The organism is Mesorhizobium sp. WSM1386 (assembly GCF_055901595.1).
In genome coordinates this window covers 5,540,880-5,562,485 of record NZ_CM148373.1, presented here as the reverse complement: position 1 = coordinate 5,562,485, position 21,606 = coordinate 5,540,880, and the positions used below count along the sequence as shown (strand labels likewise).

Sequence of the window (21,606 nt, the reverse complement as noted above, 5' to 3'; positions counted from 1 at the left end):
AATGCATGTCGCCCAAAAATGTGTTCGGCTTTGGCAAAACGACAGGCACGAGACTTCAAGGCACCTATGCTAGACGGTTTTACGCGGTTTTCAAAGCCCGAACCGAGCCCACAACGCGCGCTCTTCCGCCGCATCGATCACCCCGCTGGCAGCGGCGGCGGCGATATCGGGCGCGGAAAAGCCCTGGCTCGAGCCGAACAGGCCGAAGCGGCCGAGGAAGCCGCGCGGCGCGGTGATCAGCCTGAGCTGGGTCTTCGCCCCGAACCGGGTCTTGAGCACCGTGCGCATGTCGCTGAGCGCGTCGACAAGGCCAAGCTCCAGGCCCTTCTTGCCGGTCCAGAACAGGCCGGTGAACAGGTCCGGATCGTCCTTCAGCTTGGTGCCTCGCCGCTCCTTGACCAGATCGATGAAGGTCTCGTGCACCTCGAGCTGCAGTGCCTTCAGCCGTTCGACGTCCTCCTTCTTCTCCGGCTTGAACGGATCGAGCACCGCCTTGTTCTGTCCGGCGGTGTGGACACGCCGCTCGACGCCGATCTTCTTCATCAGCTCCGGAAAACCGAACGAGGCCGAGACCACGCCGATGGAACCGACGATCGAGGACGGATCGGCGAAAATCTCGTCGCCGGCGACCGCGATCATGTAGCCGCCCGAAGCCGCCACATCCTCGACGAAGACCAGCACCTTTTTGTTCTTTTCGGTCGCCAGGTCGCGGATGCGCTTGAAGATCAGCCGCGACTGCACCGGTGAGCCGCCAGGCGAATTGATCGAGATGGCGACAGCGGGCGCTTCGAAGGAGAACGCCTTCTCGATCAGGCCGGCAGTGGAGGCAAGCGACAGGCTCGGCCGGAACGGACCGCCGCCGGCCATGATGGTGCCGTGCAGCCGGATGACCGGAATGGTGACGACGGTGGAGCGCCAGGATTTCGGCAGCAGGCGGTTGAAAAGACGTTTCACGTGGGTGGGCTCTCCGGTCGATGGGTTGCAGGCATGTAGGGATTCCCCGGCCAACGGCAATGTGGTGGCCAGGAATAGCTCAATCTCCGAACAGCGAGGCGAGACCGTTGGTGATCATTTCGCTGCGCTCGTCGGGACCATTGCCCGATAGCGAGTGAAGCATCAGCGGCGGGCGGATGGCAAGCTTCCCCCGCGCCCCGAGCGCTGCCCGAACGACGACGCGGATCGCCGCCGCGTCGGGGCGAGGATGGACGGCCAGCATCTCGGCATCGCCGAAACGGCCTGACATCGCATCGAGGATGGCACCGAGCTGCTCGGGCCGCGCAATGACCGCGAGCCCCCCGCGCGGCCTGACCACCGCCGCCGCACTTCTGATCCAGCTTTCGAACAGCCCGTCCTCCATGACATGGGCTTCCTTCCTCAGGGGGGCGGGTGTCGCCCGGTCCCGGGGGGCATTGAAGGGCGGGTTCATGATGACGAAGTCGAAATCATTGTCGGCGAGGCCGGACGCCGCCCGTGCCCGGCCCGACATCGTCACATCGGCGACAAGCACCGACGCGCGATCGCTGAGATGCGCATTGCCGGGATGGGCAAGGGTGGCCGCCGCGAAGGCCGCCATTTCCGGCGCGCGCTCGACAAGCACGGCCGCCGCACCCGGACAGCGCGACAGCACGGCGAGGCCCGCAGCTCCCGCTCCAGCGCCGAAATCGGCGAGGCGTCCGCCAAAGGAGGATGGCACGGATGCCGCCAGCATCATTGCATCCATGCCGGCGCGATGGCCGCCATGCTTGGGCTGCACGAGCCAGAACCGGCCGCGATGGAAGGCGTCGACCGTGTGGGCCGGTGTGTCCGGACCAAGGGTGTCAAGGGCAGGGGCGGCTGGGGCTGCCGACATTATTTTCCGCGTATCTCGTTGGCGATGCCGGCATCGGTCAGGATGCGCCGTGCCGCGTCGGCCTTTTCGGCGTCGACCATGACGCGCCGCGGCAGGATGCCGAGCGAGCCGTCGAGCACGCTCATGTTCTGGTCGGCGACGAAACAGCCGATGCCGGCATCGCGCATCAGCGATTCGACAAAGGAGATGATGACGGCGTCGTTGGTGCGGATCAGCTCTATCATCGGGCGAAACTCTCAGTTTGCGGCGCCGATGTAAACGGCCACGCGGATTCCATGGCACACTCCGGCTCGGTGTCGGCCCAATCGGTATCGGTTGACAGCCTGTCATCGACGCCGCGCCAATTCGCCACTTGCCGTGGCCGTATCCGCCGCCCTAGAGTCCATACGGGACTAAGGGTGCCGTCGCACGCGTTATACCAAGACGGGAGTGATTGTCGTGGGTGTCGTTCTCAACATCGAAAATGGGAAGCGGGAACCCGCGTCCATCAAGGATCTCATCGACCTGACGGCAGCCGACATGGGGCGCGTCAACGAATTGATCCTGTCCAAGGCCGGCTCCGACGTCGAGATGATCCCGGAGGTCGCCAACCATCTGATCTCGTCCGGCGGCAAGCGGCTGAGGCCGATGCTGACGCTCGCAGCCGCCCAGATGTTCGGCTATTGCGGCGAGGGCCACGTCAAGCTCGCCACCTCTGTCGAATTCATGCACACCGCCACGCTGCTCCATGACGACGTCGTCGACGAGAGCGGCATGCGCCGCGGCAAGAAAACCGCCCGCATGATCTGGGGCAACCAGGCGAGCGTGCTGGTCGGCGATTTCCTGCTCGGCCAGGCCTTCCGCATGATGGTCGATGTCGGCTCGCTGGAAGCCCTCGACATCCTGTCCAGCGCAGCCTCGATTATCGCCGAGGGCGAGGTCATGCAGCTTGCCGCCGCCAAGAATCTCGAAACCACCGAGGATGAGCATTTCGCCGTCATCAAGGCCAAGACCGCTGCCCTGTTTTCGGCCGCTGCCGAGGTCGGTCCCGTCATCGCCCAGGCAACCCGCAACGACCGTGCGGCCCTGCGCTCCTACGGCATGAATCTCGGCCTTGCCTTCCAGCTGATCGACGATGCGCTCGATTACGGCGGCACCAGCAAGGACCTCGGCAAGAATGTCGGCGACGATTTTCGCGAGGGCAAGGTAACCCTGCCGGTCATCCTCGCCTACCGGCGCGGCAGCAAGGCCGAACGCACCTTCTGGAAGCGCGCCATCGAGGACAATGTCGTCGATGACGCCGGCCTCGAAAAGGCGATCGGCCTGATGACCCGCCACGGCGCCATTGCCGACACGATCGGACGCGCCCGCCATTTCGGCGAGATCGCCCGTGATGCCCTGGCGCCGCTGGAAGAGACGCCGCAGAAGTCGGCGCTGATCGACGTCATCGATTTCTGCATCAGCCGGGTGAATTGAGCGACAGTCTTTCACGGAATTCCCTCTGGCTCGTGCCTGAGGGGGAGAATCTGTGAAAGCCGTTCCCGCCGTCTCGACAAACCGCCCCGTCGCAAATTATCTATAAAACATGGCAAAGGGCACGGACGACACCATCGCGGTGCGCATCGGCAAGGCGTTGGCGGACCGCATCATCTCCGGCGCGATCGAGCCGGGGGCAAGGCTTCGGCAGGATCATATCGCCGAGGAATTCAACACCAGCCATGTTCCCGTGCGTGAGGCTTTCCGCCGCCTGGAGGCGCAAGGGCTGGCCGTCAGCGAGCCGCGCCGAGGGGTGCGCGTAGCGGCTTTCGATCTCGGCGAGGTCAAGGAAGTCGCCGAAATGCGAGCCGCTCTCGAAGTGCTGGCGCTGCGCCATGCCGCGCCGCATCTGACGTCGGCCATTCTCGATCTCGCCGAGGAAGCGACAAAGGCAGGCGACAAATCCCGCGACGTAAGGTCGTGGGAAGAAGCCAACCGTGCCTTTCACCGGCTGATCCTGGCGCCATGCGGCATGCCGCGCCTGCTCGCCACCGTCGACGACCTGCACGCCGCCAGTGCCCGTTTTCTGTTCGCGGCATGGCGCTCGGAGTGGGAGACGCGGACCGATCAGGACCACAGGGCGATATTGGCCGCCTTGCGGCAGGGAAACACCGAATCCGCCGCCGCGACGCTCGGGCGGCATGTCCAATGGATTGGCCGCAAGCCGGTCAGGACGGCCTCCGGCGCGACGCGCGAAGCCTTTGCCATCGTCGGCTGAAGCACGTCGCCCAACGGGCCCCGGTTTGGTGAACGACATGCATAAAGACAAACAGGCCTGAAGCACGCCGCGGCATGCTTTTGGCTGCCTTTGCACAGCGAAGGCTTGCTATCCCCGAGGAAATGTGGATTCGATAATAGATCGAAAACAGAAATTATCTATAATTTCAATCGGTCGAAGGAATTCTCATGACAGACATCGCGTTCGCGTCCCGCAAGCCGTCTTTCAGCCCGCTCCGGCTCCAGGATTGCTCGCTCGCCTGGCAGGTCGGAGCCGTCGTGCTCGGCACGCTGTTCCTGGCGCTGTCCTCCTACATCCAAGTGCCGATGGTGCCTGTGCCCGTGACCATGCAGACCTTCGCCGTGACGCTTATTGGTGCGCTCTACGGCTGGCGGCTCGGTGCGATCACCATTGCCGCCTGGCTGGTCGAAGGCGCGGCCGGCTTCCCGGTTCTGGCCGGAGGGGCTGCCGGGCTGCAGCATTTCGTTGGGCCGACTGGCGGCTATCTCTTTGCTTTTCCGGTCACCGGCGCGCTTGTCGGCTGGCTGGCCGAACGCGGCTGGAACGGCAACAGGGTGGTGCTCGCCTTCGCCGCCATGCTGCTCGGCAACCTTGCATGTCTGGTGCTCGGAACGGCATGGCTCGCTATCATGATCGGCACCGAACAGGCCATCACATTCGGCTTCCTGCCGTTCATCGTTGGTGGCTTGCTCAAATCGGCGCTCGGTGCCGCGACGCTCATGGCGCTTCGCGGCAAGACCAAGCCCGCCAATCCGTGACGATCAGCCAATCCGTGACGATAAGACTGCGCGCCCATCACCTCCTTTGCCTGCTCACCTATGTGGGCAAGGGATACAGCCCCGCTTTCACCGCCAACTATGACGGGATCGCGGAGCGCCTGAGCCGGGGCGAGGACATCCTCTTCGTCTCCGGACCGGACGACATCTGCGCCCCGTTGCTCGACGAACCCGAGCCGCACTGCCTGCGCGACAGCGCGTCCGCACGCGACCAACTGGCCGCGCGGGACCTCGAGGATCTGCTGGCCCGGCCGATCCACGCCGGCGCCCGTCTCGATCTCGACGCTGCCACGCTGGTACGGATGCGGCAGGCATTTTCGACCGGCCTCGTGCGCAAGGCGTGCGAAGGCTGCGAATGGAGCGAGCTGTGCAGCACCGTTGCGGCCGGCAATTATCGCGATGCGCGGCTGCAGCGGTCCGCCGAGACGGAAAACTGTCCTTTCTAGCCATGGTTTGTTAATCGGGTGACCCGATTGTGAATTTCAGGCGGATTGAAGCGCGACCCCAAAAAGGACATGCTTTGCCCGGAAAGATCGAGTCTACGCCGATTCCGCTGATGCGGTGACGGCGCGTGGCTGAAAGGGATACGATGCAGCAAGGACGTGCGCGCTGGCTGACAAGGCTGGCAATTGTGACGGGCATGGCGCTCTCGGCTTTGCCGGCCTATGCCAAGCAATCCACCGAGCCGGTCAAGATCTCGTCATTCTCTGGCGCCTATCTGGCGGCCCGGATCGCCGAAGGCGACAACGACCTCGACAGCGCCATCGCCTACTACAAGCAAGCCCTGGCCTTCAATCCAAGCGACACCGCGCTGCAGCAGAGCCTGATGCTGTCGCTGATCGCGCAAGGCCGCTTCGATGAATCGCTGGTCTATGCCGACAAGCTCAAGGAAGTGCCCGACGTCGAGCGTTTCTCGCGCCTGGCGCTGGCGGTCGATTCCTTCCACAAGAAGGACTTCACCAAGGCGCAGTACTGGCTCAAGCTGTCGCTGGAATCCGATCTTGATCGGCTGATCTCGGGCGTCATGTCCGGCTGGGCCGAACAAGGTGCCGGCCAGCCCGCCGACGCAATGGCCGCGATCGACAAATTGCAGGGGCCGGACTGGTTCGGCCTGTTCAAGTCCTTCCACCGCGCGCTGATCGCCGATGCCTCCAACATGCCCGAGAAGGCCGAGGCGATCTACGCCGCGACGATGCAGGATACGGCCGCCGGCGGCGCGGCTCCCGAAACCTGGATGCGCAACGCACAGGCCTATGCCTCGTTCCTGGCCCGCAAGGGCGACAAGGACAAGGCGATATCGGTGCTCGATCAGGCCGAGGCGTTCTCGCCCGGCAAGCTGGAAATCGTCACACTGCGCGACAAGATCGCCAAGGGTGACAAGATTGCGCCCTTCGTTTCCGGCCCGTCCGACGGTGCTTCCGAAATCCTGCTTGATCTCGCCACCGCACTCAACCGTGGCGGCGGCGAGCCGTTCGTGCGCCTCTATTTGCAATATGCCCTGGCTCTGAGGCCTGACAGCGACGCGGCTCTGGTGCAACTCGCCGCCGTCGCCGAGCAGTTGAAGGACGGCGAGGGCGCCATCGCGCTCTATCGGCGCATCCCCGACTCTTCGCCGCTGAAGCAGCTTTCGGACCTGCAGCTTGGCCTCAACCTTGCCGATCTCGACCGTCATGACGAGGCGATCACGCATCTCAAGGCCTTCGTCGACGCCCATCCCAACGACATGCGCGCCTATCTGGCACTCGGCGGGGTCTATTCCTCGAAGGAGGATTTCCGCTCGGCCGCCAACATCTACGACAAGGCCGTCGACGCGCTGAAGACGCCGACCGCAGCCAATTGGAACATCTTCTACCAGCGCGGGATCGCCTATGAGCGCCTGAAGGAATGGCCGAAAGCCGAGCCGAACTTCCGCAAGGCGCTGGAATTGCAGCCGGACCAGCCGCAAGTCCTGAACTATCTCGGCTATTCCTGGGTCGACATGAACACCAACCTCAAGGAAGGCCTGGCGATGATCCAGAAGGCCGTCGATCTGAGGCCGAGTGACGGTTACATCGTCGATTCGCTGGGCTGGGCCTATTTCCGCCTCGGCAGGTTCGATGACGCGGTGCGCGAAATGGAACGCGCCGTGTCGCTGAAGCCGGAAGATCCGGTTCTCAACGACCATTTGGGCGACGCCTACTGGCGCGTCGGCCGCAAGCTGGAAGCCACCTTCCAGTGGAACCAGGCCCGCGACCTGAAGCCGGACCCGGATGTCCTGGCCACCTTGCAGCAGAAGCTGATGAAGGGCCTGCCGCCGATCGAATCCAACACGGCGCAGGAAACCCCGAAGGTGAAGCCAGAGCCGGTTCCCGCCCCGAAAGGGTGACGTCGACCATCTTGATTGCGAGAGGGCTCCGATTTGGAGCCCTTTTTCATTTGCAGCGACGCGCTTTAAAACAGCTTCCGGTAGACGACGAAGCCGGAGCGCTCGCCAACCTTGTCGTAGAGCTTCATTGCCGTGTGGTTGGTCTCATGCGTCAGCCAGTATACCCGACCCGAGCCGGCGGCCTGGGCGCGCTCATAAACGCCTTCGATCAGGGCCCGGCCGATGCCTTTTCCCCGCGAGGCCTCCGTGGTGAAAAGATCCTGCAGATAGCAGTTCGGCGCGATCGCTATGGTGCTGCGGTGAAAAAGATAATGCACGAGGCCGAAAAGCTGCCCGTCGCTTTCGGCAACCAGCGCATGGACCGGCTCATAGGCGTCGAAGAAACGCGACCACGTCATCGCGGTGATATCGGTCGCCAGTGCCGTTTCGCCTGACCGGCCATAGAATGCGTTGTAACCATCCCACAATGGCAGCCATCGGTCGAAATCCTGGCGTGTGACCGGGCGGACTATGATGGAACTGGGCATGGCTGGGACCTGTCGTGGATGTGAGGGGTCGAACAGATCGCAGCTTCTCGAGGCCGACAATGGGCCAGCACCCGGCAAAGTTCTCAACATCGCGCGGTACATCCAGGACAGCCCAGCCTCGATCCGCCTTGCTTGACGCTTCGCCGCCGTGTCTCTAGGACGTGGCGCTAAGCTAGCCTTTGCTGTCGAGGCCACCCGTGACGATTGAAATGCCTGCCCATATGCATCCCAGCCGCTCCTTCCAGGGGCTGATCCTGACCTTGCACAATTACTGGGCGGCCTATGGTTGCGTCATCCTCCAGCCCTATGACATGGAGGTCGGCGCCGGTACCTTTCACCCGGCAACGACGCTGCGCGCGCTCGGCCCCCGGGGCTGGAATGCCGCCTATGTCCAGCCCTCGCGCCGCCCCAAGGATGGCCGCTACGGCGAGAACCCGAACCGGCTGCAGCATTATTACCAGTACCAGGTGATCCTGAAGCCGAACCCGCCGAACCTGCAGGAACTCTACCTCGGCTCGCTCGCCGCGATCGGCGTCGACCCGTTGCTGCATGACATCCGCTTCGTCGAGGACGACTGGGAAAGCCCGACGCTGGGTGCCTGGGGACTTGGCTGGGAATGCTGGTGCGATGGCATGGAGGTCTCGCAGTTCACCTATTTCCAGCAGGTCTGCGGCATCGAATGCGCGCCGGTGGCGGGCGAACTGACCTACGGGCTGGAACGGCTGGCCATGTATGTGCAGGGCGTCGACAACATCTATGACCTCAATTTCAACGGCCGTGAAGGCGCTGAAAAGGTAACCTATGGCGACGTCTTCCTGCAGGCCGAGCAGGAATATTCGCGTTACAATTTCGAATACGCCAACACGGCGATGCTGCTCAGGCATTTCGTGGACGCCGAGGCCGAGTGCAAGGCCCTGCTCGACGCCGGTGCGCCGGCATCGAACGACAATTTGCCGATGCACAGGATGGTCTTCCCCGCCTACGACCAGTGCATCAAGGCCAGCCATGTCTTCAACCTGCTCGACGCGCGTGGCGTGATCTCCGTCACCGAGCGGCAGAGCTACATCCTGCGCGTGCGCAATCTGGCGAAGGCCTGCGGCGAGGCGTTTTTGAAGACGCAGGCGGGTGGATTGGCGGCTTAAAGAAAATTCCGGGAACCGCTCTGGTTTCAGACTTCTGTCATCATTTCGATCGGCGACAGGATGTGGTTGCTGGCACCAGCCATGGTCCGCAGCGCCTGCCGCACACCTGGCATCGAGAAGGCGCCGTGGGCCTGCGCGGTGAAGCAGGCGCTCAGCGCGAGGATCTGCAGAAGTCTGGATGCCGTTTTCATGGTCGTTCAGCCAATAGTTTCCTGCCTGAGCGTGGGTCGCTTCAGCGCTGCGTTCGGTTCATGGAAATCTTTGATCCAAGGACGGGCGGGATCGCCTCGTTCCGACAGGGCTGCCAAAATTTCTGCAGGGGTGACAGCGGCCAGCCGAGTTGCTATGCCCTTTTACCTCCCCCTTGATGGGGGAGGTCGCCGCGAAGCGGCGGGTGGGGGTGATAGCGCGATTTCTCATGCCGAAGCTCGATCGGTTCAAGCTGCAGTCCGCCCAACGGCTTCGCGCGGCAATGACCGAAGAGGAGCGCATCTTGTGGCGGCATCTGTGGCGCATTCCAGTTGAAGGCACTCATTTCCGCAGGCAGGCGTCGATCGGGATTTACTTCCCCGACTTCATCTCACACCGGCTGAAACTGATCATCGAGGTCGACGGCGCTCACCACAGTTTCGACGGCCAACAGCGGCACGACGAGCGTCGGACAAAATGGTTCGAGAGCCAGGGTTATCGCGTCGTCCGCTTCTGGAACCATGAAATCAAAAACGAACTGGATTCCGTGCTCGATACGATCTATGCGGCGGTGGAAGAACGAAAATCACACCTTGGCCTGCGAGACACCGAAGGCGCTCGATCCTGAGATGCCGCCACCCCACCCCGGCGCTGACGCGCCGACCCTCCCCATCGAGGGGAGGGTGAGGAGCTACCGATGCCTGACCTGCTTCTAGAACTTCGCTCGGAAGAGATTCCCGCGCGCATGCAGCGCAAGGCGGCGGGTGATCTGAGGAAAATGCTGACCGACGGTCTGGTCGAAGCGGGTCTGACCTACGAGGCGGCGCGCGAGTATTGGACGCCGCGGCGGCTGACGCTCGATGTCAGGGGGCTGACCGCGCGCTCGAAGGATATAAGCGAAGAGATCAAGGGCCCGTCGACGACGGCGCCGGAGCAGGCGGTCCAGGGCTTCCTGCGCAAGGCCGGGCTGTCTTCGATCGCGGAGGCGCATGTCCATTCCGACCCGAAGAAGGGCGACTTCTATGTCGCCCACATCTCAAAGCCGGGGAGGGCTGCCGAACGGATCATCGCCGAACTGGTGCCCGGTATCATCCGCAATTTCCCCTGGCCGAAATCGATGCGCTGGGGGCCGGCCTCCGCGAAACCGGGCTCGTTGCGCTGGGTGCGGCCACTGCAATCGATCCTGTGCACATTCGGACCGGAAACCGAGGAGCCGGTGGTGGTCGATTTCGAGATCGACGGCATCCGCTCCGGCAACGTCACCTACGGCCACCGTTTCCTTGCGCCCGGCGAAATCACCGTGCGTCGCTTCGACGACTATGTGAGCAAGCTGGAGACGGCGAAGGTCGTTCTCGACGCCGATCGCCGCAAGGAGATCATTCTTGCCGATGCCCGCAACCTCGCTTTCGCCAACGGGCTCGACCTGGTCGAAGACGAAGGATTGCTGGAAGAGGTCTCGGGGCTGGTCGAATGGCCGGTCGTGCTGATGGGCGAGTTCGAGCAGGCTTTCCTCGCCATCCCCGCCGAAGTCATCCGGCTGACCATCCGCGCCAACCAGAAGTGCTTTGTCACGCGCCCGCAAGGCGAGGGTGAGACACTTTCCAACCGCTTCATCCTTACCGCCAACATCGAGGCCACGGACGGCGGCAAGGAGATCGCCCACGGCAACGGCAAGGTGGTGCGCGCGCGCCTCTCCGACGCGCTCTATTTCTGGACGACCGACCAGGGCGATTTGCCTGATCTTGGCCAGCTCGAGACATCGGCGGAAAAATTCGGGCTCGATCTGAAAAAGCCGCTCGACCAGCGCATGGCCCGCCTCGACCATCTCGATGTGACGTTCCACGCCAAGCTCGGCACGCAGGGGGAGCGCGTGGAGCGGATCAAGGGATTGGCCAGGGAATTGGCGCCGATCGTCGGCACTGACCCCGCGCTGGCAAGCCGCGCCGCCATTCTCGCAAAGGCAGATCTGACCACCGAAGTCGTCGGCGAGTTCCCCGAACTCCAGGGCGCCATGGGCCGCAAATATGCGCTGCTGCAGGGCGAACATCCGTCCGTGGCAGCGGCCATCGAGGAACATTACAAGCCGCAGGGCCCGTCCGATTATGTGCCGAGCGATCCGGTGTCGGTCGCTGTGGCACTTGCCGACAAGCTGGATACGCTCGTCGGCTTCTGGGCCATCGACGAAAAGCCGACTGGATCGAAGGATCCGTATGCGCTGCGTCGAGCGGCGCTGGGCATGGTCAGGGTCATATTGGAAAACAAGCTCAAGCTTTCGCTGGGCATCGCCATCGCGGCCGCAGTCTCTTCGGCCCTCGCCGTATATGAACAAAAAGGCGAGGGAACGGAGAGCCGTGGCGTCGTCGCGATGCTCGATTTCAGCATTCGCGACTACAAGGGCGCAAGCCAGCTGTTGTCGGAAGCAGGCTTGATTTCCAACCTGTTGAAAGGTGGACTGGCCAAGGCAAGTTCGGAAACTTTTGGCTCTGCCGATCAGGAGCGGGAGTTCTCTGACGGCCAGCGTCTGATGGAGCTTGAAGCGTCGCTGTCGCCATTGATCGCCGATCTTTTGTCCTTCTTCCACGACCGCCTCAAGGTCTACCTCCGCGACCAGGGCGCGCGCCACGATCTGATCGATGCCGTCATCACGCCGCAGTCCGACGATCTCTTGCAGATCGTGCGCCGCGTCGAGGCGCTGGGCTCCTTCCTCGACACCGAGGACGGCAGAAATCTGCTCGCCGGCACCAAGCGTGCGGCCAACATCCTGGCTGCCGAGGAGAAGAAGAAAACAGCGATCGCGCCAACCGTTGAGCCGGCCTTGTTCCGGCAGGATGCCGAGAAATCGCTGTTTGCAGCGGTGAATCAGGCCGAGAAGCAAGCCGGCGAAGCGATTCAAAACGAAGACTTTTCCGCCGCCATGCTGGCGCTTAGCGCGTTGCGTGAACCGGTTGATTCATTCTTCGAGCATGTTCTCGTGAATGATGAAGATCTGGCCGTGCGCGCCAACCGCCTGGCGCTGTTGGCTCGCATCCGTTCGGCCACCGGTCAGGTAGCGGATTTCGCGAAAATCGCTGGTTGATCGGCCCCGAAAAATATCTTCCAACCCGCCGTTCGAGCCGGCTTACAGTCATACGGCGATGATCTCTCCGTGGCAAAAGGGACATGTTCCCCAACGCCCCACGGAGGCTTCCATGAATTCCGATCACGAAATCGAAGTGACAGAAGAAACCCCGGCCGCCGCCGAGGTGATCGAATCCGCTTCCGAAACCGCCCTCGATCATGCTGCCGCCGCCACGGTCGAGGCCGCCGATCTGTCGGATGACGACGAAGAAGGCGATGACGAAGACGGCGAAAAGTCTGATGAAGACGCCGCCACGCTCTCGGGCGACGACGACGAGGACGAAGAAGAATCCGAAGACGGCGAGGCCGAAGACGACGACGACAAGGAAGAAGCGGCCTGAGATTTCAATCCGGTTCTGTCGAGAAGAAAGGGCGGCGCATCAGCGTCGCCCTTTCTGTTCCCGGCAACTGACTTGTCAGTCCTCCAGGATGCTGACGCGCACGCTGTTTTCGTAGACGTCGACCTGGATCAGCGGCTCGCCATTGACGATAGCCCGCCTGGTCGAGGAACTCATCGCGCCGGGGCGCTCCAGCATGCGCTGCAGATCGGCGCGCTGGTCGTTGGTCCTGAACCAGCCATCAGCCTCGTCGTCGCGGTCGCGGCGATGGAACTTGTGCCAGTTGGCGCGATCCTGCCGCACCATCTGTGCCGCGCCGTCCAGCGCATAGCCATCGTTCGCCTGGTGGTCGCGGTCGGAGATACGCGCGACATAGGATCCCAACATGTCATCAGCTCGCGCTGCATTGGCGCCGAGCAGCGACGCCAGCAGAAACCCGGCCATGGTGACGGTTTTGGATTTTCTCATGATCAACCCCCTTTGAATGATGAATCCCGCGCCGCTTGACTAAATTCATGCGGCAGCGTCGACCGGCGGAATATGCCAGGACGAATTCGCGCGGCGATGGTGCGCAGGGCGCCGGCGCGCCGTCAAGCTGCCGGTTGACTGGCGGGCGGCCGCTACTTGACCTTGCCTACCCCGGGGGCGGGCATCGATGCGGCTGCAGGCGCGGCGGGTTTCTTTTGCGTGTCCGGCGCGGGCGCGGCCGAGGCGGTCGCGCTTGCAGGCGCAGCAGCAGGTGCGGTGGCCGCGGCCGGCGTCGTTGCTTGCACCGGTGCCGAGAAGGCGTCGCCGACGACGCCGCCACGAATGATCATCGGGTTCCGCATGAAACCATGGCGGACTTCAGGCGCGTTCGGGATCGCGGCCACCTTTTCATAAGTGACGTCGGGCTCGCCGAGCGCAACCACGGACACCACGTCGCTCGCCTTGGCGTCGGCTGCCATCATGATGACGGAGGGCGTCGAGGCCGGCGCGCCGGGAAAAACCAGCGAAGAGGCCTGAGCCCCGCATGTCAAAGCTGACAGGGTGATCCCCAGTACGATACGCACAGACACTGATATCGCTCCCCTTTTGCCCTGGCCGCGATGATAGCGGACCGGAATTGATACCGGCTTTCGCGGAAACATAGCATTTTAGGGATTGATAAATCGCCAAGCCCATTCTCGGCCCGGCTTGCTCAACAGCCGCCATCGTACTACGCAGCCGGCATCTGCGAGGTGACGAGAGTGGCTGAGATAATTGGCGCCGGCGAGGCGTTGGAGCGGGCGCTGGCACTGCTCCAGGGCGGCGACGTCGTCGCCATCCCCACGGAAACGGTCTACGGGCTTGCCGGCGATGCCACCAACGGCATCGGCGTGGCGCGCATCTTCGAGGCCAAGGGGCGTCCGCGTTTCAATCCGCTGATCGCCCATGTCGCCGACATGGCGATGGCCGAACGCATCGCCTTGTTCGATCCGCTGTCGAAGAAACTGGCCGTTGCGTTCTGGCCGGGCCCGCTGACCCTGGTGTTGCCGCAACGGCCCGGCAACGGCATTCATCCGCTGGTCACGGCCGGGCTCGATACGATCGCCCTGCGCATGCCTAGGGGCTTTGGCGGCGACCTCATCGCCCGTCTCGGCCGGCCGCTTGCCGCACCCAGCGCCAACTCGTCCGGCAAGATCAGCGCGACGACGGCGCAAGCGGTGGCGGCCGATCTCGGTGCGCGCATCAAGCTGGTGGTCGACGGCGGCGCGACGCCGGTTGGGCTGGAATCGACCATCGTCAAGGCCGAGGCGGGACGATTGCGGCTGCTCCGGCCCGGCGGCATCGCCGCCGAGGACATCGAGGCGGCCGTCGGCATGGAACTGTTGCGCGGTGGCGGCGCCGGCGTCGAAGCGCCCGGCATGCTAGCCTCGCACTATGCGCCAGGGGCCGCGGTGCGGCTCAATGCCGGCACCGTCGCCGAGGGCGAAGCCCTGCTCGCCTTCGGCAACCGGCGGGCCCAAGGCTGGCAACGCGCCACCGCCTTCCTCAATTTGTCCGAAACGGGCGACCTGCGCGAAGCGGCGAGCAATCTCTTCGCCTACATGCAGGATCTCGACCGCAGCGGCGCGCGGACCATCGCCGTCGAGCCGATACCCTTCGATGGGCTGGGCGAAGCCATCAACGATCGGCTTTCACGCGCCGCCGCCCCTCGTGACAACACTCAGCCCACGACATAGTTTTCCCACATGACCGAAATTTCGCAGACACTCGATCCCGCTCTCATCGATCGCTTCGCGGCGATCGTCGGTGAAAAATATGCGCTGCGCGACGCGCGGGACATCGCACCGTTTCTCGTCGAACGGCGTGGGCTTTGGCACGGCGCGACGTCGCTGGTGCTGCGGCCGGGCAGTGTCGACGAGGTCAGCCGGATCATGAGGCTGGCGACCGAGACGGGAACACCGGTCGTGCCGCAGAGCGGCAACACCGGGCTTGTCGGCGCCCAGGTGCCGGACAGGTCCGGCCGCGAGATCATCCTGTCGCTGTCGCGGCTGAACCGCATTCGCGAGATCGACCTCCTGTCCAACACGGTGACGGTCGAGGCCGGCGTCATCCTGCAGACGCTGCAGGAAGCGGCCGATGCCGCCGGCCGGCTGTTTCCGCTGTCGCTGGCCGCGCAAGGCTCCTGCCAGCTAGGCGGCAATCTCTCGTCCAATGCCGGCGGCACCGGGGTGCTTGCCTACGGCAATGCGCGCGAACTCTGTCTCGGCGTCGAAGTGGTGCTGCCGACCGGCGAGGTGTTCGACGATCTGCGCAAGCTGAAGAAGGACAACACCGGCTACGATTTGAAGAACCTGTTCGTCGGCGCCGAAGGCACGCTCGGCGTCATCACCGCCGCCGTGCTCAAGCTGTTCCCGAAGCCGAAGGGGCGGGAAGTGGCCTTTGCCGGCCTGTCGTCGCCAGAGGCCGCGCTCTCCCTGTTCGGCTTGGCCATGGACCGCGCCGGCGCTTCGCTCACCGCCTTCGAACTGATCGGCAAACGGCCGTATGACTTCACTTTGAAGCATGCGAAAGGCGTGACCCGGCCGCTGGCCGAGGACTGGCCCTGGTATGTGCTGATGCAGGTGTCCTCGGGCCGTTCGGAAGAGGACGGCAAGGCGCTTGTCGAGGAGGTGCTGTCGGCCGCTCTGGAGCAGGGCATCGTCGGCGACGCGGTGATCGCGGCAAGCCTCGCCCAGGCCGATGCCTTCTGGAATTTCCGCGAGGTGCTGCCCGAGAGCCAGAAGCCCGAAGGAGCCTCGATCAAGCACGACATTTCCGTGCCGATATCGTCGATCCCCGAATTCATCGGCAAAGCCGCCGGTGCTGTCGCTTCAGTCAGCCCCGCCGCGCGGGTCGTCTGTTTCGGCCACATGGGCGACGGCAATTTGCACTACAACATCTCGCGGCCGGAGGACGCCGACGACGAGGCTTTCCTGGGCCTCTACCACGCCATGAACAAGGCCGTGCACGATGTCGTCCGCTCCTTCCATGGCTCGATCTCGGCCGAGCACGGCATCGGCCAGTTGAAGCGCGACGAACTGATCGCCACCGCGCCGCCGATGGCGATCGATCTGATGCGCCGGGTGAAGGCTGCCTTCGATCCGGCCGGCATCATGAATCCGGGTAAGGTTATCTGATCCTTTCTACATCTTCCGGCTGGTGGCATTCCGATAACCATCCCTGAGATCAGCAAAATTTAACCGACTTTCTTAAGCGCGGCGGTAAGGAGCCAGCGCTAATGTTTCCCCATAACGAGGCCGGGAAAACTGGCCCGGAGAGAACCGGACACCGGCTCTCAGGAGACAGACAGGAAGGCACTCTATGAACACCGGACTTAAGCCAGTCTGGGCGGGACGCAACATGCGCCTCGACCCATTCCGACTGCCCCAGATGGTCAGCTACGCCACGCGCGACGATTATGGCGACGTGACTTTCACCATCGACCATCGCGGCGCCGTGATCCGCCGCCTGCTCGAGATGAGCGGCGTGCCGGCGATCATCGCTCTGCCCGCCAATGCGTTCCGTGGCGTTGCCGCCCGCGCAATGGAGGATCCGGACGGCAATGTCACGGTGACCCTGGAACTCCTGCACAACGATCCCATGCTGTCGGTGCCGCTGCTGGTGGCCGACGATCTTGAAGACGTCGCCGCCGACTGGCGCGCCTGGGCCGATGCCTACCGCCTGCCGATGCTGTTGATCGAATCGGACGGCGTCGCCCGCACTTTGGAAGAATCGCTCGGCGCCGCCATCAAGACGCTGCCGCCGCAGGATCGCCGGAAGGGCCGCGTTTCGACCATGCGCCGTCCGCGCTTCCTCGCCCGTCGCCGGGCCGGCGACCTCGGTCTCAGGCTGGTCATCGACGGCCAGGAGATCATTTCAAGGGATTAGCTTCTTCTCCCCGTCACTATACGGGGAGAAGTGCCCGGCAGGGCGATGAGGGGCAGCGCTGACCAAAGTGTTTGGCTACCACCTCAAGACTTGGTTGAGTGTGCGTTGTGTCGCGCTGAACCTCTCGCCTCGCCTTCAAGGTTGGCGCTGCCCCTCATCCGGCTGCCGCCACCTTCTCCCCGTATAGTGACGGGGAGAAGGAAGACTACACCAGCGGCTTCAGCGCCACCCATAGCGCGCCGCCGATCAAGCCGAGGAAGATCAGCCAGCCGACCTGGTTGTTCGAGCGGAACAGCCGCAGGCATTGGTCGGGATTGTCGATGTCCAGAACCGTGATCTGACGGGCCATGTGCGCGCCGGCGGCGATCAATCCGGCCAACGCCACCACCGGAGCTTGCGCCGAGGCGAAGGCGATGGCGAAGCAGATCAGCGTGCCGCCATAAAGCCCTGCCAGCCACGCCTTGGTGTTGTCGCCGAACAGCCGCGCCGTCGAGCGCACGCCGACAATGGCGTCGTCTTCCTTGTCCTGGTGCGCATAGATCGTGTCGTAGCCGATCACCCACAGGATCGAGCCGATATAAAGCATGATGGCGGGGCCATCGAGATCGCCGAACTCGACCGCCCATCCCATCAGCGCGCCCCAGGAAAAGGCAAGGCCGAGAAACAGTTGCGGCCAATTGGTTATCCGCTTCATGAATGGATAGACGGCAACGATCGCCAGCGAACAGACGCCGAGCAGAATGGCGAAGCTGTTGAACTGTACGAGCACCACAAGGCCGGCCAGGGCTTGCAGGACGAGAAACAGCCAGGCCCGCCGACGCGTCGTCTGGCCCGAGGGCAGCGGACGCGAGCGGGTGCGTTCGACCTGGTTGTCGATGTCCTCGTCGACAAGGTCGTTGTAGGTGCAGCCGGCGCCGCGCATGGCGATGGCGCCGATGAGGAACAACACGAGATACAAGGGCGCCGGCAGCAGCGAGAGCAGCGGGTCGCCCGGGCGCGGATAGGCGCTGGCCGCAAGCGCCGCCGACCACCAGCATGGCCACAAAAGCAACTGCCAGCCGATCGGCCTGTCCCATCGTGCAAGCTGCGCATAAGGCCAAATCGAGCGCGGCAGCACGCGGTAGACCCAATGGCCGTTCGGCGCATCGGCGACACGGCCCTGGGCCACTTTCGACTGGATAGGTTCCATGCGCATGGAGTGGCAGCAGCCGCGGAAACCGTCAAGCGGCAAGCAGTCGGTCGGCGACCGCCAATCCGTCAGGCGGTGAAGATGTCGCGCGTGGAGAACCATGCCTTCGCCACGTCGACGAATGCCAGCGCTGCGTTCGATACCCGCTGGTGCGTGTCATAGGTGAGAATGATGCGCTGCATGGGCAGCGGATCCGACAATGGCCTGCAGACGAGAGGCAGCCCGTCATAGCTGCGGTCGCCATGCGGGCGGGTGTAGCTGACCGCGACCCCGAAGCCGTTCGCCACCATGCTGCGCTGGAGTTCGAACGAACTTGTCGCCCTGTCGGCCACCGGCGAGAGACCCCGGCCGCGGAACAGATCGAGCATGTGCTGCCAGCTGTGCGGCTGGTCCGTCGTGATCAGCGGATAGGCGGCGAGGTCCGCCAGGCTGACAGATGGTTGGTCCGCCAGGGCATGGCCCGACGGCAACAGCGCGTGCGGGCGAAGTTCGTGCAGCAGGATGCGGGCGAAATGGGTTGGCAGGCTCAGATCATAGGTGAGACCGAGATCGATGGCCGCGTCGCCGAGTCGCCGCCCCAGCGTCTCGAAGGTCTCGTCGCGAACGACGATTTTCACCGCCGGATGGCGTTCGGAAAAAGCACGGATCAGCGCAGGTGCGAAGAACGGCGCCAGATCCTCGAAACATCCAAGCACCAACTCTCCGCCGACGGCCGAGTTGTCGGCACCCAGGCTCATAAGTTCGTCCGTCTCGGCAAGGACCTGTTTTGCCTTCACCGCCACGGTGCGGCCGAAGGAAGTCAGCGAAACGCCGCTTCCGCGCTGGCGCACGAACAGTTTCTGCCCGAAATCCTTTTCCGCGGCGTCGATCGCCACCGAAATAGACGGTTGCGAAATGTTCAGCGCCCTGGCCGCGCCGGTGACGCTGCCGTGGCGGGCGACGGCGACCAGATAGCGCAATTGCGTCAGGGTAAGACTCATAGCTAAGGCCTATGTGTCGGATGAGAAGTTATTATTTTACCGAATGAAGGAGGGCTGCGATAGTCGTCTCGATCCTGAAAGGAGAACCCATGGCTTCCCAGACTGCCGCCCGCCCAATCGACACCGACCTGATCGATGCGGAGACGATTGCCGACTATCAGCGTGACGGCGCGGTTTGCATCCGCGGCGCCTTCAAGGGCTGGGTCGATACGATCGCCGCCGGCATCGAGCGCAACATGCGGAACCGCAGCGCCACCGCGTCTGATATCGCCAATGGCCGCGGCAGTTTCTTCGACGATTATTGCAACTGGGAACGCATCCCCGAATTCGTCGAGGTGGTGCGGGAATCGCCGGCCGCCCAACTGGCGGCGGCGGTGATGCAATCGCGCACCGCGCAATTCTTCCATGACCATGTTTTGGTCAAGGAACCCGGCACGCAGAAGCCGACGCCCTGGCATCAGGACATCCCCTACTACTTCGTCGATGGCCAGCAGACGGTCAGCTTCTGGATCCCCATCGACCCGGTGAAGGAGGCGACGCTGCGCCTGATCGCCGGCTCGCACAAATGGGACAAGATGATCCTGCCGGTGCGCTGGCTCGACGACAGCAATTTCTACGCCGGCGAGGGCGACTACCTGCCGGTGCCCGATCCCGACAAGGATCCGTCGATGAAGGTGCTCGAATGGGAGATGGAGCCGGGCGATGCCATCCTGTTCGACTTCCGGACCGCGCATGGCGCGCGCGGCAACCTGACCGCGGCACGGCGCCGGGCGCTCTCGCTGCGCTGGGTCGGTGACGATGCCCATTATGTCGAGCGGCCGGGCCGCACCTCGCCGCCATATCATGGCCATGGCATGCAGCCAGGCCAGAAATTGCGCGAAGACTGGTTTCCGGTCGTCTTCCCTGGCTGAGCGGGCCAGAATATGGGTGCGGGAATTCGGCGCCCATATTCGGCAGGGGATAACGTTCCCGTGCGCAAATCGGATCAAAACATCTTGATGCCTTGACCCGTCGCCCAGAGAGCAATAGCGGGTGCTCTCCAAGAGACTGTTTCGAAATTCGCTCTGGCGAGTCATATGGTGGTGGTTTCGAGAACCGTAGCGGAGCGGATATTTGGTCCGTGAGCAACGGAAGCGCAGAAAACGCCGCCAGATGGCCGCCAGAGCAGAATTTCGGCATCAAGAGGTGGCCATGAACGTTCTTCTTCTGGGCTCCGGCGGCCGCGAACATGCGCTGGCCTGGAAGATCGCGGCGTCGCCGCTGCTCACCAAGCTTTACGCGGCCCCCGGCAATCCGGGCATCGGCAGCGAGGCCGAGCTGGTGAAGCTCGACGTCACCGATCATGCCGCCGTCGCCGCCTTCTGTCGGGAGAAAAAAATCGACCTCGTCGTGGTTGGCCCGGAAGGACCGCTCGTCGCCGGTATCGCGGACGATCTGCGCGCCGAAAACATCCGCGTCTTCGGGCCTTCCAAGGCTGCTGCGCGGCTGGAAGGCTCCAAGGGTTTCACCAAGGATCTCTGCGCCAGGTACAACATCCCGACCGCGGCCTACGGCCGCTTCGGCGATCTGGCCTCCGCGAAAGCCTATGTCGAGAAAACGGGCGCGCCGATCGTCATCAAGGCCGATGGGCTTGCCGCCGGCAAGGGCGTCACCGTCGCCATGACGCTGGACGAGGCACGGGCGGCACTCGATTCCTGCTTCGACGGTTCCTTCGGCGCCGCCGGCGCTGAAGTGGTGATCGAGGAATTCATGACCGGCGAGGAGGCGAGCTTCTTCTGCCTCTGCGACGGCACGACGGCACTGCCCTTCGGCACCGCGCAGGACCACAAGCGCGTCGGTGACGGCGACGTCGGCCCCAATACGGGCGGCATGGGGGCCTATTCGCCGGCCCCGGTGATGACGCCGGAAATGGTCGAGCGCACCATGCGCGAGATCATCCAGCCGACCATGCGCGGCATGGCCGATCTCGGCGCGCCCTTCGCCGGCATCCTCTTCGCCGGGCTGATGATCACGGACAAGGGGCCGAAGCTGATCGAATACAACACCCGCTTCGGCGACCCGGAATGCCAGGTGCTGATGATGCGGCTGAAGGACGATCTGCTGGTGCTGCTCAACGCCGCAACCGACGGCCAGCTCGCACACACCTCCGTGCGCTGGCGCGACGAGGCGGCGCTCACCGTGGTGATGGCGGCGCGGGGCTATCCCGGCACGCCGGAAAAAGGCTCGGTCATTCGCGGCGTCGAGGACGCGGCGGCTGACGGCGTCCAGATATTCCATGCCGGCACCGCCATCAACGGCGGCGCACTGGTTGCCAATGGCGGCCGCGTGCTCAATGTCACGGCGACGGGCGCGACGGTCGGCGAGGCGCAGGCGCGGGCCTATGCCGCGCTCGACCGCATCGACTGGCCTGACGGATTCTGCCGCCGCGATATCGGTTGGCAGGCCGTGGCGCGCGAGCAGGCGCGCTGAAGCTCGGGTGTGGACG

At 63.8% G+C, this 21,606-nt stretch carries 23 protein-coding genes; 14 read left to right on the top strand and 9 right to left on the bottom strand.

Translation table 11 applies throughout. The features are described from left to right. Positions 1-90: 90 nt before the first annotated feature. The 3 genes from AC0NIH_RS27355 to AC0NIH_RS27345 form a co-directional block, all read right to left on the bottom strand. Positions 91-954, bottom strand: coding sequence for a S49 family peptidase (locus AC0NIH_RS27355; protein WP_013896712.1), 864 nt, complete (start codon positions 952-954; stop codon positions 91-93). Positions 955-1,033: 79 nt separating this feature from the next. Beyond that, positions 1,034-1,849: a tRNA1(Val) (adenine(37)-N6)-methyltransferase gene (locus AC0NIH_RS27350; RefSeq protein ID WP_473466880.1), complete on the bottom strand. Its 816-nt coding sequence runs from the start codon at positions 1,847-1,849 to the stop codon at positions 1,034-1,036. Then, positions 1,849-2,073, bottom strand: coding sequence for a putative signal transducing protein (locus AC0NIH_RS27345; RefSeq protein WP_013896710.1), 225 nt, complete (start codon positions 2,071-2,073; stop codon positions 1,849-1,851). The genes AC0NIH_RS27350 and AC0NIH_RS27345 overlap by 1 nt, the downstream gene beginning before the upstream one ends. Positions 2,074-2,287: 214 nt before the next feature. Here AC0NIH_RS27345 and AC0NIH_RS27340 point away from each other — a divergent pair, with 214 nt between their 5' ends. From AC0NIH_RS27340 to AC0NIH_RS27320, 5 genes are all read left to right on the top strand, one after another. Then, positions 2,288-3,304: a polyprenyl synthetase family protein gene (locus tag AC0NIH_RS27340; RefSeq protein WP_473466881.1), complete on the top strand. Its 1,017-nt coding sequence runs from the start codon at positions 2,288-2,290 to the stop codon at positions 3,302-3,304. A 109-nt stretch (positions 3,305-3,413) separates the two neighbouring features. Then, the gene (locus tag AC0NIH_RS27335; protein ID WP_023764537.1) at positions 3,414-4,082 is read left to right on the top strand and encodes a GntR family transcriptional regulator; all 669 of its coding nucleotides are present in this window, start codon (positions 3,414-3,416) and stop codon (positions 4,080-4,082) included. A 188-nt stretch (positions 4,083-4,270) separates the two neighbouring features. Beyond that, positions 4,271-4,861 (top strand): biotin transporter BioY, encoded by a 591-nt coding sequence (locus AC0NIH_RS27330; RefSeq protein ID WP_473466883.1) that lies wholly within the window; start codon positions 4,271-4,273, stop codon positions 4,859-4,861. A 14-nt stretch (positions 4,862-4,875) separates the two neighbouring features. After that, a complete protein-coding gene (locus tag AC0NIH_RS27325) occupies positions 4,876-5,325 on the top strand; it encodes a DUF1284 domain-containing protein (protein WP_473466884.1) in 450 nt (149 codons plus the stop codon). Positions 5,326-5,468: 143 nt separating this feature from the next. Continuing rightward, entirely contained in the window at positions 5,469-7,244 is a 1,776-nt protein-coding gene (locus AC0NIH_RS27320) for a tetratricopeptide repeat protein (RefSeq protein ID WP_473466953.1), read from the top strand. Between the two features lie 65 nt (positions 7,245-7,309). On the opposite strand, the gene AC0NIH_RS27315 is transcribed toward AC0NIH_RS27320, so the two are convergent. Continuing rightward, positions 7,310-7,771 (bottom strand): GNAT family N-acetyltransferase, encoded by a 462-nt coding sequence (locus tag AC0NIH_RS27315; protein ID WP_473466886.1) that lies wholly within the window; start codon positions 7,769-7,771, stop codon positions 7,310-7,312. 209 nt (positions 7,772-7,980) lie between these two features. On the opposite strand from AC0NIH_RS27315, the gene AC0NIH_RS27310 reads away from it, so the two are divergent. After that, positions 7,981-8,913, top strand: a complete 933-nt coding sequence (locus AC0NIH_RS27310) for a glycine--tRNA ligase subunit alpha (RefSeq protein WP_473466954.1) — start codon at positions 7,981-7,983, stop codon at positions 8,911-8,913. 26 nt (positions 8,914-8,939) lie between these two features. On the opposite strand, the gene AC0NIH_RS27305 is transcribed toward AC0NIH_RS27310, so the two are convergent. Further along, the gene (locus AC0NIH_RS27305; RefSeq protein WP_352709114.1) at positions 8,940-9,104 is read right to left on the bottom strand and encodes a hypothetical protein; all 165 of its coding nucleotides are present in this window, start codon (positions 9,102-9,104) and stop codon (positions 8,940-8,942) included. A gap of 227 nt (positions 9,105-9,331) precedes the next feature. Here AC0NIH_RS27305 and AC0NIH_RS27300 point away from each other — a divergent pair, with 227 nt between their 5' ends. The 3 genes from AC0NIH_RS27300 (at position 9,332) to AC0NIH_RS27290 (ending at position 12,560) form a co-directional block, all read left to right on the top strand. After that, positions 9,332-9,730, top strand: coding sequence for an endonuclease domain-containing protein (locus AC0NIH_RS27300; protein WP_473466887.1), 399 nt, complete (start codon positions 9,332-9,334; stop codon positions 9,728-9,730). Positions 9,731-9,799: 69 nt separating this feature from the next. After that, positions 9,800-12,178 carry a glycine--tRNA ligase subunit beta gene (gene glyS / locus AC0NIH_RS27295; RefSeq protein ID WP_473466889.1) on the top strand — a complete coding sequence of 793 codons (2,379 nt, stop codon included), beginning with the start codon at positions 9,800-9,802 and terminating at the stop codon, positions 12,176-12,178. 112 nt (positions 12,179-12,290) lie between these two features. Continuing rightward, the gene (locus AC0NIH_RS27290; RefSeq protein ID WP_473466890.1) at positions 12,291-12,560 is read left to right on the top strand and encodes an ATPase; all 270 of its coding nucleotides are present in this window, start codon (positions 12,291-12,293) and stop codon (positions 12,558-12,560) included. A 75-nt stretch (positions 12,561-12,635) separates the two neighbouring features. Here AC0NIH_RS27290 and AC0NIH_RS27285 read toward each other — a convergent pair whose 3' ends face one another. Both AC0NIH_RS27285 and AC0NIH_RS27280 read right to left on the bottom strand, forming a co-directional pair. Further along, entirely contained in the window at positions 12,636-13,025 is a 390-nt protein-coding gene (locus AC0NIH_RS27285) for a hypothetical protein (RefSeq protein ID WP_473466892.1), read from the bottom strand. A 152-nt stretch (positions 13,026-13,177) separates the two neighbouring features. Beyond that, entirely contained in the window at positions 13,178-13,615 is a 438-nt protein-coding gene (locus AC0NIH_RS27280) for a hypothetical protein (RefSeq protein ID WP_473466894.1), read from the bottom strand. A gap of 171 nt (positions 13,616-13,786) precedes the next feature. Here AC0NIH_RS27280 and AC0NIH_RS27275 point away from each other — a divergent pair, with 171 nt between their 5' ends. The 3 genes from AC0NIH_RS27275 (at position 13,787) to AC0NIH_RS27265 (ending at position 16,952) form a co-directional block, all read left to right on the top strand. Continuing rightward, on the top strand, positions 13,787-14,761 hold the full coding sequence (locus AC0NIH_RS27275; protein WP_473466895.1) for an L-threonylcarbamoyladenylate synthase: 975 nt from the start codon (positions 13,787-13,789) through the stop codon (positions 14,759-14,761). 9 nt (positions 14,762-14,770) lie between these two features. After that, a complete protein-coding gene (locus AC0NIH_RS27270; RefSeq protein ID WP_473466896.1) occupies positions 14,771-16,201 on the top strand; it encodes an FAD-binding oxidoreductase in 1,431 nt (476 codons plus the stop codon). A 184-nt stretch (positions 16,202-16,385) separates the two neighbouring features. Continuing rightward, positions 16,386-16,952 carry a DUF6101 family protein gene (locus tag AC0NIH_RS27265; protein ID WP_352709103.1) on the top strand — a complete coding sequence of 189 codons (567 nt, stop codon included), beginning with the start codon at positions 16,386-16,388 and terminating at the stop codon, positions 16,950-16,952. Between the two features lie 205 nt (positions 16,953-17,157). On the opposite strand, the gene ubiA is transcribed toward AC0NIH_RS27265, so the two are convergent. Then, positions 17,158-18,141, bottom strand: a complete 984-nt coding sequence (gene ubiA, locus AC0NIH_RS27260; protein WP_473466956.1) for a 4-hydroxybenzoate octaprenyltransferase — start codon at positions 18,139-18,141, stop codon at positions 17,158-17,160. 68 nt (positions 18,142-18,209) lie between these two features. Then, the gene (locus AC0NIH_RS27255; protein ID WP_473466898.1) at positions 18,210-19,121 is read right to left on the bottom strand and encodes a LysR family transcriptional regulator; all 912 of its coding nucleotides are present in this window, start codon (positions 19,119-19,121) and stop codon (positions 18,210-18,212) included. Positions 19,122-19,210: 89 nt separating this feature from the next. On the opposite strand from AC0NIH_RS27255, the gene AC0NIH_RS27250 reads away from it, so the two are divergent. After that, positions 19,211-20,032: a phytanoyl-CoA dioxygenase family protein gene (locus tag AC0NIH_RS27250; protein ID WP_023764521.1), complete on the top strand. Its 822-nt coding sequence runs from the start codon at positions 19,211-19,213 to the stop codon at positions 20,030-20,032. 280 nt (positions 20,033-20,312) lie between these two features. Continuing rightward, positions 20,313-21,590, top strand: a complete 1,278-nt coding sequence (gene purD, locus AC0NIH_RS27245; protein ID WP_473466899.1) for a phosphoribosylamine--glycine ligase — start codon at positions 20,313-20,315, stop codon at positions 21,588-21,590. Positions 21,591-21,606 lie beyond the last annotated feature (16 nt).

Excerpts from the sequence above, each read along its gene's own strand:
- AC0NIH_RS27250 (WP_023764521.1), top strand. The coding sequence starts at position 19,211 with ATGGCTTCCCAGACTGCCGCCCGCCCAATCGACACCGACCTGATCGAT.
- AC0NIH_RS27270 (WP_473466896.1), top strand. The coding sequence starts at position 14,771 with ATGACCGAAATTTCGCAGACACTCGATCCCGCTCTCATCGATCGCTTC.
- AC0NIH_RS27300 (WP_473466887.1), top strand. The coding sequence starts at position 9,332 with ATGCCGAAGCTCGATCGGTTCAAGCTGCAGTCCGCCCAACGGCTTCGC.
- AC0NIH_RS27345 (WP_013896710.1), bottom strand. The coding sequence starts at position 2,073 with ATGATAGAGCTGATCCGCACCAACGACGCCGTCATCATCTCCTTTGTC.
- AC0NIH_RS27315 (WP_473466886.1), bottom strand. The coding sequence starts at position 7,771 with ATGCCCAGTTCCATCATAGTCCGCCCGGTCACACGCCAGGATTTCGAC.
- AC0NIH_RS27255 (WP_473466898.1), bottom strand. The coding sequence starts at position 19,121 with ATGAGTCTTACCCTGACGCAATTGCGCTATCTGGTCGCCGTCGCCCGC.
- AC0NIH_RS27265 (WP_352709103.1), top strand. The coding sequence starts at position 16,386 with ATGAACACCGGACTTAAGCCAGTCTGGGCGGGACGCAACATGCGCCTC.
- glyS (WP_473466889.1), top strand. The coding sequence starts at position 9,800 with ATGCCTGACCTGCTTCTAGAACTTCGCTCGGAAGAGATTCCCGCGCGC.
- AC0NIH_RS27335 (WP_023764537.1), top strand. The coding sequence starts at position 3,414 with ATGGCAAAGGGCACGGACGACACCATCGCGGTGCGCATCGGCAAGGCG.
- ubiA (WP_473466956.1), bottom strand. The coding sequence starts at position 18,141 with ATGGAACCTATCCAGTCGAAAGTGGCCCAGGGCCGTGTCGCCGATGCG.
- AC0NIH_RS27290 (WP_473466890.1), top strand. The coding sequence starts at position 12,291 with ATGAATTCCGATCACGAAATCGAAGTGACAGAAGAAACCCCGGCCGCC.
- AC0NIH_RS27350 (WP_473466880.1), bottom strand. The coding sequence starts at position 1,849 with ATGTCGGCAGCCCCAGCCGCCCCTGCCCTTGACACCCTTGGTCCGGAC.
- AC0NIH_RS27320 (WP_473466953.1), top strand. The coding sequence starts at position 5,469 with ATGCAGCAAGGACGTGCGCGCTGGCTGACAAGGCTGGCAATTGTGACG.
- purD (WP_473466899.1), top strand. The coding sequence starts at position 20,313 with ATGAACGTTCTTCTTCTGGGCTCCGGCGGCCGCGAACATGCGCTGGCC.
- AC0NIH_RS27310 (WP_473466954.1), top strand. The coding sequence starts at position 7,981 with ATGCCTGCCCATATGCATCCCAGCCGCTCCTTCCAGGGGCTGATCCTG.
- AC0NIH_RS27305 (WP_352709114.1), bottom strand. The coding sequence starts at position 9,104 with ATGAAAACGGCATCCAGACTTCTGCAGATCCTCGCGCTGAGCGCCTGC.
- AC0NIH_RS27285 (WP_473466892.1), bottom strand. The coding sequence starts at position 13,025 with ATGAGAAAATCCAAAACCGTCACCATGGCCGGGTTTCTGCTGGCGTCG.
- AC0NIH_RS27330 (WP_473466883.1), top strand. The coding sequence starts at position 4,271 with ATGACAGACATCGCGTTCGCGTCCCGCAAGCCGTCTTTCAGCCCGCTC.